This is a genomic window from Intestinibacter sp., from assembly GCF_034113885.1.
In the GTDB taxonomy this organism is placed as follows: Bacteria; Bacillota; Clostridia; order Peptostreptococcales; family Peptostreptococcaceae; genus Intestinibacter.
Window position 1 is genome coordinate 1 of the sequence record NZ_JAXEWM010000157.1, and the last position, 15,066, is coordinate 15,066.

The 15,066-nt window shown below is 28.4% G+C and carries 16 protein-coding genes; 7 read left to right on the forward strand and 9 right to left on the reverse strand.

Annotated elements, in window-relative coordinates:
- Positions 1 to 191 precede the first annotated feature (191 nt).
- Positions 192 to 557: a hypothetical protein gene (locus tag SPD90_RS09575; protein ID WP_320626415.1), complete on the forward strand. Its 366-nt coding sequence runs from the start codon at positions 192 to 194 to the stop codon at positions 555 to 557.
- Between the two features lie 83 nt (positions 558 to 640).
- Here the strand turns inward: SPD90_RS09575 and SPD90_RS09580 are convergent, their stop codons facing one another.
- The 8 genes from SPD90_RS09580 to SPD90_RS09615 all read right to left on the reverse strand — a co-directional run bounded on the left by SPD90_RS09580 (position 641) and on the right by SPD90_RS09615 (position 9,730).
- Positions 641 to 910, reverse strand: coding sequence for a hypothetical protein (locus tag SPD90_RS09580; RefSeq protein ID WP_320626414.1), 270 nt, complete (start codon positions 908 to 910; stop codon positions 641 to 643).
- Positions 911 to 931: 21 nt separating this feature from the next.
- A complete protein-coding gene (locus tag SPD90_RS09585; RefSeq protein WP_320626413.1) occupies positions 932 to 1,432 on the reverse strand; it encodes a GNAT family N-acetyltransferase in 501 nt (166 codons plus the stop codon).
- 489 nt (positions 1,433 to 1,921) lie between these two features.
- On the reverse strand, positions 1,922 to 3,142 hold the full coding sequence (locus SPD90_RS09590; protein WP_331680559.1) for a hydantoinase/oxoprolinase family protein: 1,221 nt from the start codon (positions 3,140 to 3,142) through the stop codon (positions 1,922 to 1,924).
- The gene (locus SPD90_RS09595; protein ID WP_320626411.1) at positions 3,143 to 4,234 is read right to left on the reverse strand and encodes a DUF917 domain-containing protein; all 1,092 of its coding nucleotides are present in this window, start codon (positions 4,232 to 4,234) and stop codon (positions 3,143 to 3,145) included. It lies immediately after the preceding gene.
- Between the two features lie 17 nt (positions 4,235 to 4,251).
- On the reverse strand, positions 4,252 to 5,508 hold the full coding sequence (locus SPD90_RS09600) for a cytosine permease (protein ID WP_320925084.1): 1,257 nt from the start codon (positions 5,506 to 5,508) through the stop codon (positions 4,252 to 4,254).
- A gap of 175 nt (positions 5,509 to 5,683) precedes the next feature.
- Positions 5,684 to 6,889, reverse strand: a complete 1,206-nt coding sequence (locus SPD90_RS09605; RefSeq protein WP_320626409.1) for a PucR family transcriptional regulator — start codon at positions 6,887 to 6,889, stop codon at positions 5,684 to 5,686.
- Between the two features lie 38 nt (positions 6,890 to 6,927).
- Entirely contained in the window at positions 6,928 to 8,457 is a 1,530-nt protein-coding gene (cls, locus tag SPD90_RS09610; RefSeq protein WP_320925085.1) for a cardiolipin synthase, read from the reverse strand.
- A gap of 109 nt (positions 8,458 to 8,566) precedes the next feature.
- Positions 8,567 to 9,730 carry a class I SAM-dependent methyltransferase gene (locus SPD90_RS09615; RefSeq protein WP_320624189.1) on the reverse strand — a complete coding sequence of 388 codons (1,164 nt, stop codon included), beginning with the start codon at positions 9,728 to 9,730 and terminating at the stop codon, positions 8,567 to 8,569.
- Between the two features lie 231 nt (positions 9,731 to 9,961).
- On the opposite strand from SPD90_RS09615, the gene SPD90_RS09620 reads away from it, so the two are divergent.
- Positions 9,962 to 10,495, forward strand: coding sequence for a polyphosphate polymerase domain-containing protein (locus tag SPD90_RS09620; protein WP_320925086.1), 534 nt, complete (start codon positions 9,962 to 9,964; stop codon positions 10,493 to 10,495).
- Here SPD90_RS09620 and SPD90_RS09625 read toward each other — a convergent pair.
- On the reverse strand, positions 10,390 to 10,731 hold the full coding sequence (locus tag SPD90_RS09625) for a carbohydrate-binding domain-containing protein (protein ID WP_320624191.1): 342 nt from the start codon (positions 10,729 to 10,731) through the stop codon (positions 10,390 to 10,392). The genes SPD90_RS09620 and SPD90_RS09625 overlap by 106 nt on opposite strands.
- A 291-nt stretch (positions 10,732 to 11,022) precedes the next feature.
- Between SPD90_RS09625 and SPD90_RS09630 the strand changes: the two genes are divergently transcribed.
- The 5 genes from SPD90_RS09630 to SPD90_RS09650 all read left to right on the forward strand — a co-directional run.
- Complete coding sequence (locus SPD90_RS09630; protein WP_320624192.1) at positions 11,023 to 11,415, forward strand: 4Fe-4S binding protein; 393 nt, start codon at positions 11,023 to 11,025, stop codon at positions 11,413 to 11,415.
- A gap of 508 nt (positions 11,416 to 11,923) precedes the next feature.
- Entirely contained in the window at positions 11,924 to 13,414 is a 1,491-nt protein-coding gene (locus SPD90_RS09635) for an alanine/glycine:cation symporter family protein (RefSeq protein WP_320925087.1), read from the forward strand.
- A 149-nt stretch (positions 13,415 to 13,563) separates the two neighbouring features.
- On the forward strand, positions 13,564 to 14,001 hold the full coding sequence (locus tag SPD90_RS09640) for a hypothetical protein (RefSeq protein WP_320624869.1): 438 nt from the start codon (positions 13,564 to 13,566) through the stop codon (positions 13,999 to 14,001).
- Between the two features lie 126 nt (positions 14,002 to 14,127).
- Positions 14,128 to 14,799 (forward strand): Crp/Fnr family transcriptional regulator, encoded by a 672-nt coding sequence (locus SPD90_RS09645; protein ID WP_320624870.1) that lies wholly within the window; start codon positions 14,128 to 14,130, stop codon positions 14,797 to 14,799.
- A gap of 155 nt (positions 14,800 to 14,954) precedes the next feature.
- Positions 14,955 to 15,066: formate--tetrahydrofolate ligase (locus SPD90_RS09650; RefSeq protein ID WP_288767912.1), on the forward strand; the 112-nt coding region annotated here is incomplete at its 3' end.

Genomic DNA, 15,066 nt, shown 5'->3' on the forward strand with positions numbered 1-15,066 from the left:
TATAAAAAATATTATATTTACAAATAATACAAAAAATATCAATTTTAAATATTTATTTTTCATCAGTATTATCACTCCATTATTTATATTAAAAAACTTATGTTTTATTATAACAAATGTCTCATTTTTACTCAATATTATAAAAATCTCTGATATAATTTATATTATATTTCTAATATTTGGAGGCGCTTATGGAATTTATACAATTATCAAATGAAGAACTTAAAAAACATTTTGACAAAGCCAATTCTTGGTTTGTAGGCCTTTATATGGAAAGCTTTCTAAATAACTTTGAAAATCTTTCAAATCAAAAATATAAAGACGATTTAGCAGAAGACTTAAAATCAAACGATCCTTATCTTTTAGATTGTCCTCTAGATGAAATCAAAGAAAAAATAGAAAGCCTATATAAAATCATATGCTCAAAAAATGTTTCTGAAGCATTAAATATGGTAATTCTATTTGAATCAGATGAAGAGCCTAATTGCTATGCTTACGAAGAAGCTAAATATCTAACAAGCTTAATAAAAAAAGGAAGTGTAAAACTCCCTTACTAAACAGGGTAGTGTTGCAAAACGGAGTAAAATCTATTTTGTATACACTTCCCTTTTAAATTTACTTTTGCGACAGTTCCCTAAAATTATTTTAAAGCGGCAAAGAAATCTTCGTACCAATCTCCCCAATCGTCAATTGGGTACACCGCACCGCCATTACAGCTCTTTAGAAGATTTGATGCGTATTCTTCACCTATTTCAAATAGTTCTCCAACTGTCATTTTATATCCAGCTTCTGTAGCAACTTCACAAAATGCTGCCATAGGGTCTTTTGCTGACTTTGTTTCTATAAGCTTTTGTTTTAAATCAGAATTATGTCTGGCTTCTTTTAATATTTGAGCTAATTTTTCATTCATAAATCTCACTCCTTTAAAGTATTATACATTTAATTTTAAATCATAACAGTAAAATGGGTCAGGCTTTCCTAAAAAGTCCATTTCCCCTGCGAATCTAAATCCACATGTTTTAAATAAACTACGCATTTTTGTATTCATAGAGTTAGTATCTGTTTTTAAATACATTATACCATTTCTCATAGCTAAATTTTCAGCGTATCTTATTAAATTTTTAGCCTTACCTTTACGTCTATACTTAGGATTTATACCCATTCTATGTAAAACTAAAGACTTTTCATCGCTTATCCAATCGATATTTTTATATTCTTCTGGCTCAGAATCGTTTACGCAAATAAATCCTACTATATCTCCTTTAAATTCATCTACATATAAACTTCCTTCCTCTATGTCTTGCTTAAAATTTTCAGCCTTTGGATAAGTTTCATCCCATTGTGTATTTTTGCTTTCCTTCATTTCTACAATTATTTGCTTTATTATATCCATTATCGCATCTACATCATTTAAATTTGCTTCTCTTATCAAGATATATTCCTCCAATTTTGTTTTAAAACTTATATACAAAAATAATAGCATTTTTTTATCCAAAATTTCATTAATATTGCTTTTTTTTGATAAATATTATTTTTTTTTCAATTTTTATTCCATATCAAAAAGACGAACTTAAAAAGTTCGCCCTTTCTTCATATTATATTAAATCTCCAACAACCTTTATTTTTATCCTAATAGCATTTCCAGGAAGATATGCAAGAGGTACATCCTCTATAAATAAAACCTCTATTGTTTCTTCTTTAGCACCAGCTTTTACCGCTTTACTTATAGCCTCTTCCTTTACCTTATTTATAGCCTCTTCTCTAGAAATTTTATCTAAGCTATATACCTTTTCGATATCACCACTAACCTGTCCTAGAGCAGCTCCGATTGCATTTGCTGCATTATAATGAGGTGGTCTTATTATTTTTCCAATACCTTGTAATTCATCTGGAACTATTATACTACCTCCACCTGTTAAAACTAATCCACATCATCTTGACTAGTTTTCATTTGATCTATAGCATCTTCAAGTGTTTCCTTTACCCTTGCTTGAATTTTTTGGCAGTAGTTTTCATCTAAATCTTCAACCTTATCTACTCTATCTTCAAATGCATTTCCTAATTTTGTAGCAACATCTGATAAAGTCAGTGTATTTCCACCGAATACTATAGATTCTTCAGTTATTTTATATCCTACACTTTGTGGTCCTATTTCAAAATTATCTTCATCGCCCTTTACTATAGTCCCGCCTGCAAGTCCTATAGATATAATGTCTGGCATTCTGAAGTTTGTATGTACTCCTCCGATTTGAACAGATATAGCTGATTCTCTTGGAAAACCATTTTGTAGTATTCCTAAATCGCAAGTAGTTCCTCCAACATCTACTACGACAGCATCCTTTACTTTAGATAAAAATGACGCTCCTCTTATAGAGTTCGTAACTCCACATCCTATTGTAAATATAGGATATTTCATAGTATACTCTAAATTCATAAGTGTTCCGTCATTTTGGCTGAAATAAATATCGCAATTTATACCCAATTCTTCTAAAGCCTTTTTAAATCCTAAAGAAACATCCTTTCCAACTGTTGCTAAAGCTGAATTTAATATAGCTGCATTTTCTCTTTCTAATATACCTATATTACCTATTTCATTTGATAAAGATATAGGTATATCATCACCTAAAACCTCTCTAACCCAAGCTGCTACAGTTTTTTCTTGGCTATTATTTACTGGTGAAAACACTCCACTTATAGCCACACTTTCAACCCTATCTTTTACTCTATTACAAAATTCAACGACTTCATCCTTACATAAATCAGCTATTAATCTACCATCAAATTCATATCCACCAGTAATTATAATCGAATCTAACTCTACCTTTTCTCTTAAATCCTCTGGCCAATCTATAAACGGCTCAATAGCTACAGTAGCAGGTTTTGCTATTCTTATCATAGCTACGTTGTTAAGTCTTTTTCTTTCGACAATTGCATTTGTACAATGTGTAGTACCAAGCATAGCATATTTTATAAGCTTTGAATCTATTTTACTTTCTTTTATAACTTTGTCTAAGGCGTTAAAAATTCCACTCTCTACATCTTCAGTTGTAGGCATTTTTACTGAATGAATTACATTTAGATTTTCATCTAAAACACAAGCATCCGTATTAGTTCCACCTACATCAATTCCAACACGATACATTTATTTTCCTCCTAATTTCTTTTGTATTTCTTCTACTGGAATATAATCTACATCATATCCAAAGTATCTAGGTCCTACTGTTTCTATTCCCTTTTCAGTTCTCCATTGTTCATTACAAGGGAAGGCTACAACAACTACACGTGAACCGTATTTCATTCTTTCTGTAGTAATAGGAAGTCCAGTTTCTAAATCTAATACTGCTATTAAATCAGGAGTTATACATAGAGGTTCATCACCTTTTTTAGCTATTAAATGCTCATTTTGGAATAATATTGAATAGTCTCCTTCATAATCATTTATTCCTTTAAAAAATGCATGCCCTCTTGTAAAGCCACCACTTAATCCTCTTTTTATATCTACTATTTTTCCTTCAAATAATCTGTATCCTTTTAGCTCCTCTAACATCTTATCGATACCAAATTTTGCATTCGATTTATTTTTCATTAAAATTTCGCCTATTTTCTCAGCTATAGTTAGAGTGTCTTTCACACAAGCTTTTTTTACTTGTGCTCCAGTCAGATGGTAATCTGTAACTGAAGAGCTTCCACCCATTTCTATAGTAAGACATCTCGCCATTCTCTCAGCCCATATTCCATCCTTTGGATATAATACTGCTGTATTTCCTTTTTCATCTGCCATAGTCACTGGTGAGCTTTCATATCCAGCTAAATAAAAAGTAACCATTTGAGCCTCTGGAAACGCTCTTCCCATAGAGTCTGCATCTACTATGGGCAATCCTTTTTTAGCTGCGACAGCTATCGGCATAAGTGAATTTATTCCACCTATTTCAATAGGTATTATTACATCGACTTTTTTGCCTATTAATTCCTCCATTTTTTCAAGAGGTGCAGTCAACTCTATTTCTGATAATAATTTTTCTATTGTAATTGTAGGTGCTCCCATACCTGAAACTGGTACTACTAGATCATCTTCCTTTAATTCGTCTACAGAAATTAATTTTACTGGTCCGTATTTTTTAATCGCTTGTTTTGCAACAAGCTTTCCAATATAAGGATCTCCTCCTCCCCCAGTTCCTAAAACAGCAGCCCCTACAGCTATTTTATCTATACTTTCTTCTGTTAAATATCTCATCTCTTACTCCTATAATTTTATTTTAATATTTTGCCTAAAATAACTTGTGCCACAAATCCAACTAAGAATCCATCTAATGAAGCTATTGTTGTTAAACTCATAAATCCATAAGTTGATAGAGCTGTAACAACTATACCTATTGCCCAAGCTATTATTGATCTTGTCACTACTGGTTTAGTAGTAAGTGTATTTTTAAATTCTTCAAATTCTCTTTTTATAATATAGTATTCTGCTGTGTAAACACCTCCAACAGGTGCTATTACTATTCCCAATAAATTCAAGAAATCAGTAAAGCTTTCATATATACCAAACACAGCTAGTAATGTTGCTATTATACCTAATCCTACTGTAAGCTTGTTTTGTGGAATTTTTTCAAATACAGTAGCTATACTCAATGAAGATGAGTAAATATTACTTGTATTAGTTGTCCATTGAGCTAAAGTTAAAATTATCATTCCCGGAATAGCTATTCCAAGTGTTATAAATATATTCATTATTTCTGAAGTTCCCATACATTTTACTAATATTATAGAAACTATTATCATAAAGCTATTTCCAAATAAAATTCCAAAGAAACTAGATAATGCACAGTTTTTTGCATCAATTGCCCAACGACTTATGTCAGGGGAAATTATAGCTCCAACTATGATTATACTCACAGATAGTGATACACCTTGTGCAAATGTCATAGTAGCCTTCATATCATTATCTATAGCTGGTACTCCATTTTTTGAAAAGCCTAAATAAATTGTGAAAAACATAAGTATTAGTAAAAGTGGAACTGAATATACACTTAATTTTTCCATAGATTTATATCCGTAAATGACTGTACTCATCATTAAAAGTCCACCTATTAAGCTTATAAATCTAATATCTATACCCATATTGAAATTATTAAGAAGTATTTCTGCATTTTCTGAGAAAAATCCGACTTGAACACCGAACCAACCAAGTAATGATACACCTATTACTAGTGAGAATATCTTAGATCCTAATTCTCCAAATACTTGTTTAGTAATCATTGATGTAGATAAACTAGTTGATGATCCAACTAAAGAGCATATTGTGTAAAGTACTGCTGAGCAGAATGACCCGACAACTACTGACAATATAGCTTTATCTATAGGCATACTATTTGCAAGCTCTGCACCTAATATAACTGAAGACAAATCTACACCTATTGCTACTAAAACACAGAACATAGAAACCCATCCACGTTTCATATCATCTGGTACTTGCTCTAATGCATAATTTTTGTTTTTTGAATTTTCCATTATATCTTCCTCCATATTTTCTATTAATGAAATTAATTATATCAAAGGCAGGAAAATATAATTTTGTTAATATTAACAAAATTTAGTATATTTTTTTGTTTTAATTTAAAATTCAAACAATACAAAAAATTGCACAAGACAGACCTATAATAGTCTCAATCTTGTGCAATATCGATTATTTATCGTTCATTCTAATTCTTTTAATAGCCATAGCAATCATAAGCTGGTTAATTGCTGGAAACTCAAATTTATCGTTTCCTATTAATTCCTTTATTTTATTTAATCTATATTGAACAGAATTTCTGTGCAAAAATAGACTTTCTGATGTCTTTGCTACATTCATATTGTAGTCTATTGCATATGACTCTAAAGTTTTATAAAGACTTGCATCATATTTTTTAACTTTATTTAAAATTGATAAATAGTATTGTATATCACTTTCTCCTTCCTTTATGAGATTTAAACATTGCTCTGTAAATAATAAATCATGTCTCAAATAATATTTTTTTATTTTAAAAATCAGTGGCACAGATTTTATAGTATACCTACAAAGCTTATAAGCACTTATTATACTCTCTAATGAATCTAGACCATCTAAATATACAATATCTAAACTTGAGCTTATATCTTCTAAGTTATTCATTAAATCACATACATCATCTTGCTGTATATCGTGCTTATCTGTTATCAGTACAACTATATCGTCCTCATATACAGCAGCATAAGCCTTTATACTTCTCTTATAATAATATTGTCTAATATTGTTTAAAACTTCTTTTTTCAATTCATGATTGTCTACAATATCTTGTTTAAAGTGTATATACTTCATATATCTTAAATTCTCTACCTTATCTTTTATATAAAAAGACAATCTATGTAGAGAAATCTTATCCTCATCTAAAATGGCCTTTACAAACTCTGCATCTATTTCATAGTTATCCTTTTGCCATGCGTTGGATTTAAGCTTATTTTCAAATATCAGTTGCATAACCTCGTAAATAACATACGAATACGGTATATCATCTCTATTTTTCGGCATAACTATTATTGGAAAATCTAATTCATCTGCGAGCCTAATTACTTGCTCAGGAATTTCTTTTAAGTATATTCCCAAATAAAATATTATTAAGCCAGCATCAGCGCTTTTAGAAAAAGATTCTACACATCTCAATAATCCATTTATATCGTCATAGCAAGTTATAAATCCACTTACTACTAATTCTCCTCCTAAGCTTTTATAACTGTATTCATCAAATATTATATTACTAGTCTCAAGCACTGAAATCCCAGATACAACTCTATTCAAACCACCTTTACCTGCGACTACTGTAGCCTTAGACAAAATAGGCAACTTTAAACAATCATTTACAGTAATTTTCAATTTATTTCAATCTCCTATTCTTGTAAATTTTAATTTTACTATAAAAGTGGTGCAAATACTCTTAAAACTGCTTTGAATAAAATACCAAATTTATTGTCATTGAAGAAATCTTTTTCTATTTTTCTACTTTTGGAAATAGTTTCTATAGCATCCTGTTTTATATTTTGTATACATTTTGTCTTATACATAAATACTCCACATTCAAAATGAAGATATAAACTTCTATAATCAAAATTAATTGTACCAACAGTAGCTAATTCATCATCGCTAACAACAACCTTGGCATGTATAAATCCAGGTGTATATTCATATATTTCAACTCCATTTTCCACCAATTGATTGTAATATGATCTAGTAAGCTTGAATATTGTTTTTTTATCAGGTATTCCAGGAGTTACGATTTTTACATCTATTCCTCTCTTAGACGCTAGACAAAGTGCAGTCATCATTTCATTATCGATTATAAGATATGGAGTAAATATATAAATATATCTCTTGGCGTTATTTATAATATTTAAATATACATTTTCACCTACAATCTCTTCATCTAATGGTGAATCTCCATATGGTTGAACATATCCATCATTTACTACAAGATCCTTCATATGAATATGTGGCTTGTATTTGCTGTAATCTTCATCAGTATATCTAAAAGAATTCCACATATGTAAAAACATAGTAGTTAAATTCCAAACAGCTTCACCCTTTAGCATTATACCGGTGTCTTTCCAGTATCCAAATCTTTCCTTTTTATTTATATATTCATCCGCTAAATTTATACCACCAGTAAATCCTGTATGTCCATCTATTACTGTGATTTTTCTATGATCTCTATTATTCATAACTAGTGAAATAAAAGGTATAAATGGATTAAATGCCATACATTTTATTCCCCTAGCTTCTAATATCTTATCGTATTTATAAGGTAATAGGGATACGCATCCAACATCATCGTATATCAACCTAACATCTAGACCTTCTTTTGCCTTTTGTTCCAATATATCAAGTATAGTATTCCACATCTCACCTTCAGCGATTATAAAATACTCCATAAAAATATAATGTTTTGCAGCTTTTAATTCTTTAATTAGGTCTTTAAAATTTTCTTCTCCACTTTCGTAATAAACTGCCTCTGTATTTTTATATATCGGAAAACTCATGTAATTTGATAGATATTTTGCCTGACCCGCTACTCTCATATCTTGGTACTCTATTTCTTGTATAACCTTTTCGTCCTGATGTATTAGTTGTTTTTGTCTATCGTATTCTTTTTCTAATTTAACTCTCATTTTTTTTGCAGGCTTTTTGTTACCTAAGAATAGATAAAGTAATCCTCCTAAGATAGGAAATAATAAAATAGGAATTATCCATGCTATTTTATAAGCTGGATTATCCTCTTTATTAACTATAAATAAAACGACTAAAATACTAAGTATCATACATATTGCACTCATTAATTGTGAATAATGGCTAAACTTACTTATAATAAGTAGCATATATATAACTTGTACTAGTATCATTAAGCCAAATATAAAAATCCTATTAAATATTACTTTTAAATATTTCATCTCTTTCCCCCCTTCAAATAAAATCGTTCTATTAACTTACTTAATTAAAATTAGTTTTAATTATTAATTATAACATCTAAACTTTATAGTATATTATATATAAAAACTTTTATATAAGTTTATCACCTTTTAACAAATTATATAGAGTTGGGCTAAAGTTAAATTCCTTTATTAATTTATTTACTTCATCTAAAGCTTTTTCTGCTTTCTGCTTTGATACATTTCCCTTACTAGCTCTTATTAAAATATTCTTTGGTGAATGGGCTATATCTATAAATTCTAAAAGCTGAGTCTTATATCCAACAGCCTCAAGTAAATTTCCCCTAACCGCATCTGTCATAAGAGCTGCTACTCTCTCCTGAATTATTCCGTATTTAGTTAATATCTCTAGATTTTCTGCTTTCATTTGGTGATTTAATTCGTGTTGACAGCATGGAACTGAAAATATCATCTTAGTATTCCACTTTATAGCGTTGTATAATGCGTAATCTGTAGCTGTATCACAGGCATGTAATGTAATTACCATATCTACCTTATTATTATATTTGTATCCATTTATATCCCCTAGTTCAAAATGTAAATTGTCGTATTTATAACGTTTAGCTACTTCATTGCATTTTTGAATTACATCTTCTTTTAAGTCAAGACCTATCATTTTTACATTTATCTTTTTAATTTCAACAAAATAATAGTAAAGTATAAATGTCAAATAAGACTTACCACATCCAAAATCAAGTATAGTGAGCTCCTTGTAATTATTTTTCTTGATTTCATCGTCTATTATCTCTACAAATCTATTTATTTGCTTGTATTTATCATATTTAGATTTTACAACCTTTCCTTCTTTAGTAAAAACACCTAAATCTATTAAAGGCTCTATAATCATACCTTCTTCTAAAATATAGTTTTTCTTTTTATTATGATCTTTATTTATTAAATTTGAATTATCAGCTTTTTTCTTTCCTAAAAATACTTTGCCCTTTTTAGATATTTTTAAATCAAATGTAGAGTCTTCACTCCATGCCGACAACTGCTTATAACTCGTGCTCATATACTCTATTAGCTTATCTTTTATTAAACAAGTTTCTATATTTTCATGAAAAACCTGTTTATCTGTGTATTTTTCGATTTGGTAGTATTCTTTATCTTTACTTTCTTTAATATTCACATTTATTTTATTGTACTTTTCATCTTTATTTTTTTTATTGCTTATAACAATTTTAAAAGCTCCACCCTCTACTATTTTATCGATAGCATTTATTAAATCCTTCATTTTTCCTCCTATCATAATCTATCCTCTATATATTTATAAATTATCTCTCATATTAAATCTACTAGACTATTATTATATCACTTACTTCAAATAATATAGCTTATTTTTATTAAAAATACGATATAAAAATTATATTGTCCGATAATTTGAAATAAACATCGTTCACATATTAAGGTAAATTTAAGGTTGATTTCATATATTATTAACATAAATTTGATAGGAGTGAAAAATATGGCAATCAAATCTTTTAAGCGTTACGAAAAAAAATATCTTATAACGCAAGAGCAATACGATTTATTAATTCCTAAAATACTAAACTACATGGAATTTGATGAACATTGTAAAAACAATCAAAATTACAATATCTACAGTATTTACTACGACAACGATAATAACGATGTAATAAGACATTCAATTTCAAAACCATATTATAAAGAAAAATTACGTCTCAGAAGCTATAAAATCACATCAAATCCTGATGACATTGTATTTTTAGAATTAAAAAAGAAAATAAGTGGAATTGTAAACAAAAGAAGAATAGTGCTTACATTTAAGCAAGCTATTGATTTTTTAGAAAAAGGAATTAGACCCTGTACAGATGACTACGTAAATAATCAAGTTTTAAACGAAATAGAATACTATTTAAGTAACCATGACGTTCATCCAGCAGTTTTTATTGGATATTCTAGAAAGGCTTTTTTTGCTAATTTATCCCCTGCATCTACTATTAATTGTCCATCTGATAAAGTACCACTTACACTATAAGTTCCTGCACTGTTTATAGTCACAGTATTTTCGTCGACACTAACACCTTCTCCATCGATACTTATATTATCGTTTAAATCTATATATGTATCAATTTCTCCAATTGTCTCAAGCTCTATTTCATTTGTCGATGTCAAATCCTCACTTGTGTTATTAGCTGATGAATTTGACGAGCATGCAGTCAAAGTCACAGTTAAAGAACATAAAGATAAAAAACTTATTAATTTTTTATTCATAAAAACCTCCTAAAACTTATAATTTACTTTATATTACCAACATAATCTTAAATTAAACTTAATGAGAAAATACAAATATTTTTATGTTTTTTATATTAAAATTTGACATATTACTTATATTATTATTATATTTTTTTTAATTATTTTATATATTTTATTTTTCGTTAATTTCTTATCTGATTTAATGCAAATATTATTGATTTTTTACAAAATTTACTATAAACTAAAATTAGGTTGCTTAATTTATTAAGATAATTATTAGAAAGTACTTAAATTGGGGGGATTTTGAATATGAAGAAAAAATTAGTTGTTAAAGACAGAACACAATGTCAAGCATGCTTAACTTGTGCTGTAGAATGTTCTATGGCTTTCTACAAAAAAGAAGGTTTAGGATGTATAGACATAACTACTAAAAAAGATGGATCTATAAACGTACAAGCATGTAACCAATGTGGTGTTTGTGCTAAAAAATGTCCAGAACAAGCTATTTCTCAAAATGCTAAAGGTGTTTATGTAATCGACAAGAAAAAATGTACTGGATGCTTAACTTGCGTTGAAGCATGTCCAAGAGGAATAATAGTTAAAGACGAAGGTAAAGATACTCCTAGCAAATGTATCGCTTGCGGAAAATGTGCTAAAGCATGTCCAATGGAAATACTAGAAGTTGTAGAAGTAGAAGATTAATAATAGAAATTAATAATTAATTAATAAAAAAACAATCAGTTAAATGATTAAAAAGGCATAATCTTTATGGTTATGCCTTTTTTGATTTATAAATAATTACTTTCTACATTTTTCTACATTTAATTATCACATTGATAATATTGTATATAACTATAATTTTATATAAAAATATTATTTATTACATACAATATATTAAATTAATTTAGAATTTTCTAAATATTATATATTTTTTTTATAAATATTTTTTTTTATTAAGACATAAATGATTTTTTTAGCTACTATAATTATAGGTATATTATTTTTTTAAGTTAACTTATTATTTAAAAACTAGTTTTTTAAAAAATATATGGATAGTTTTTATAGAATTTATTTTTACTTTTGATTTAAAAATATGCAATATTTATAGTTCCTATATTTTTAGATTTTAGGTATATTAAAGGTATTAAAAATATTTATAGTTTTTAAAAAATAAGTTTTCTAAATTTTTTTTAAATTTAGGAGGGGTTTTATGGAAAATATAGTAAATGCAGTCAATAACGTCGTGTGGAGTAACTGGTTAGTTTATTTATGCTTATTAGCAGGGGTTTATTTCTCTCTAAGAACTAAATTCTCTCAAATAAGAAACCTAAAAACTATGGTTAAATTACTTCTTAATGGTGAAAAATCTGATGAAGGTATATCTTCTTTCCAAGGTTTCTGTACAGCATTAGCAGGTCGTATAGGTACTGGTAACATCGCCGGTGTTGCAACAGCAATAGCTTGGGGTGGTCCAGGAGCACTATTCTGGATGTGGGCTATAGCTTTCTTAGGAGCGGGTTCAGCATTTGCAGAATCTACTTTAGGTCAGCTTTATAAAGAACAACACGAAGGTCAATATCGTGGAGGTCCTGCATACTACATCGAAAAAGGATTTGGTGAAACAGGATTTGCAAAAGCTTATGCTTTATTATTCGCAATAGTTACAGTAATAGCAATAGGTGTATTACTACCAGGGGTTCAATCAAACTCTATAGCAGATGCAGTTCAAAGTTCATTTGGTTTATCTAAACCTATAACAGCAGGTATATTAGTTGTATTAACTGGTATAGTTGTTCTTGGTGGTATAAAGAGAATCGGTTCTGCCGCTGAATTTATAGTTCCTTTTATGGGTGGTATATACATATTAATGGCAGTAATTATAATAATTGTTAATATAAGACAATTACCTATGGTTTTAGGACAAATATTCAAAGGTGCATTCGGTGCAGATCCTGCATTCGGTGGTATAATAGGTTCTACTATAGCTTGGGGTGTTAAACGTGGTGTTTACTCTAATGAAGCTGGTCAAGGTACTGGTCCACAAGCATCTTCAGCTGCTGAAGTTAACCATCCTGCAGTTCAAGGTTTCGTACAATCATTCTCAGTATATGTAGATACATTATTCGTATGTTCTGCAACTGGATTTATGATACTTATGACAAACTGCTATACAACTTTCAATGAAAATACAAAACAAGTTATATACAATGCAGGTACATCATTCACAACTGATCAAATAGGTCCTCAATATACTATAGCCGGTATAAATACTTTAATCCATGGATTTGGTGGAGCATTCGTTACAATAGCGTTATTCTTCTTTGTATTCACTACATTAATGGCTTACTACTACATAGCAGAAGTTAACTTAACTTATATAATCAAGAAAATAACTGGTGGTAAGAGTTCTAAAGCTGCTACATATGCATTAGTAGTTATATTCTTAGTAATGATAGCATTTGGTGCAGTTAAATCAGCAAGCTTAGCTTGGACAATGGGTGATATCGGTGTTGGTATGATGGCATGGTTAAATATCATAGCTATATTAATATTATCTAATACAGTTATAAAATGCTTTAATGACTATGAACGTCAACTTAAAGCTGGAATCCCTACTACAGAAATAACTTTCGACCCTGTTAGCTTAGGAATAAAAGGAGCTACTTTCTGGGAAGAAAAAGCAGCTAAAGAAACTAAATAATTTACAAATTATAAATACCTAAAATCGAGAAGATAATGTGATTTTCACATTATCTTCTTTTTAATTTGTAAAATTATTAAGTATTTTGAATAAAATTCCTTAATTTTATAAATACTACAAATAAAATTGATTTTAATTCGGAGGCTTATATGTACATAAATTTCAAAGAAATAAACCCAACTTTACTAAACATATTTATTCAAAAATTTAATTTAAAACCGCAAGATACTACCCTTTTATATAAATTAACAAATACCACAGAAAAAAAATATGACGACTTCGAAAGATCTATATCACCTTATTTATTTGTAGACAATACATACTATATATCATGCGATGATTGTATTTATAAAATAACTAGTAAGCTTGAATCGTCCAGTAAAATATCTACTGAAAATTTAATATCTTCAGTAAAGACAAAAATATCTAAAGACGATGTTTTTAAAATGTACGACAATTTGAATTCATTATTTACTATATTTAAAAACGATATTCCTCAGAGTCAAATTAAAATAATAAACCTTCAAGATACACCAAAGCAAAAAACACTAAAATACGCATATATCAATGGCTCTCTACTCATATAAAAACCTTATGCAAAGTATAAAATATATCTTATAGATTTGATTTTTTATATACTTTTAAATATAATTATTTTTATAACATTATTTATTTTTTTACGTTAAAATACTTTTTAAACGGGGGAATTTACTATGGACAAAATTATAAAAGCTCTAGCAAAATCAAGACCTTTTCATAATTTAAACGAAAAAGCCTTGCAGGAAATAGCACCTCTATTAAAGGGAACTGTTAAATTTTTTGAAAAAGGCTCACTACTACTAGATGAAGGAGAATATGTGGATTATATTGGGATAATTTTAAGTGGCAAACTAGCCGTATCTAACTTTTACTCTACTGGTGACGAAAGCCTAGTAAATAAATTAGAACCATCTTACTCTTTTGGACTAGAAATAACTTGTACTTATGAAAAGATAAGTCCATTTTCTATATATGCTTTGACTGATTCTGAAGTATTTATATTTAACCAAGATGCAATATTTAAAAAGGGGTTTATTCCAGAAGAATATAGATCTATAATTTTACAAGATGTACTTAAATTTATTGCAAATGAAAATATGAGAAAGTATTATAAAATAAAAATAATATCTCATTACAAATTAAGACAAAAAATAATAGCCTATTTACTATTTGAAAAACAAAAACATAACAGCAATGTTTTTACAATTTCTTATAACCGAGAAGAACTTTCAAAATATCTTTGTGTAAATAGAAGCGCTCTATCACATGAATTGAGCGCTATGCAGAAGGAAGGGTTAATTAAATTTGACAAAAATAGATTTGAAATAATTTCTATTAATCTATAAATTTTTTAGATTTTTTTAAAAACTTAGTTAAATATTTAACTTTTTTATTTTTACGTTGTCACAACAACTTATTTATCAAATTTATTAATATATAATATAGACATAATTAAAATATAAATTATAAATAAAAACAAAATTGTGGGAGGATGTTTGTTATGGGATTCAAATCAGATATTGAAATAGCTCAAGAAGCTAAACCTCAAGATATTAGAGAAATAGCTAAAAAATTAGGATTAACTGAAGATGACTTAGAATTATATGGTAAAT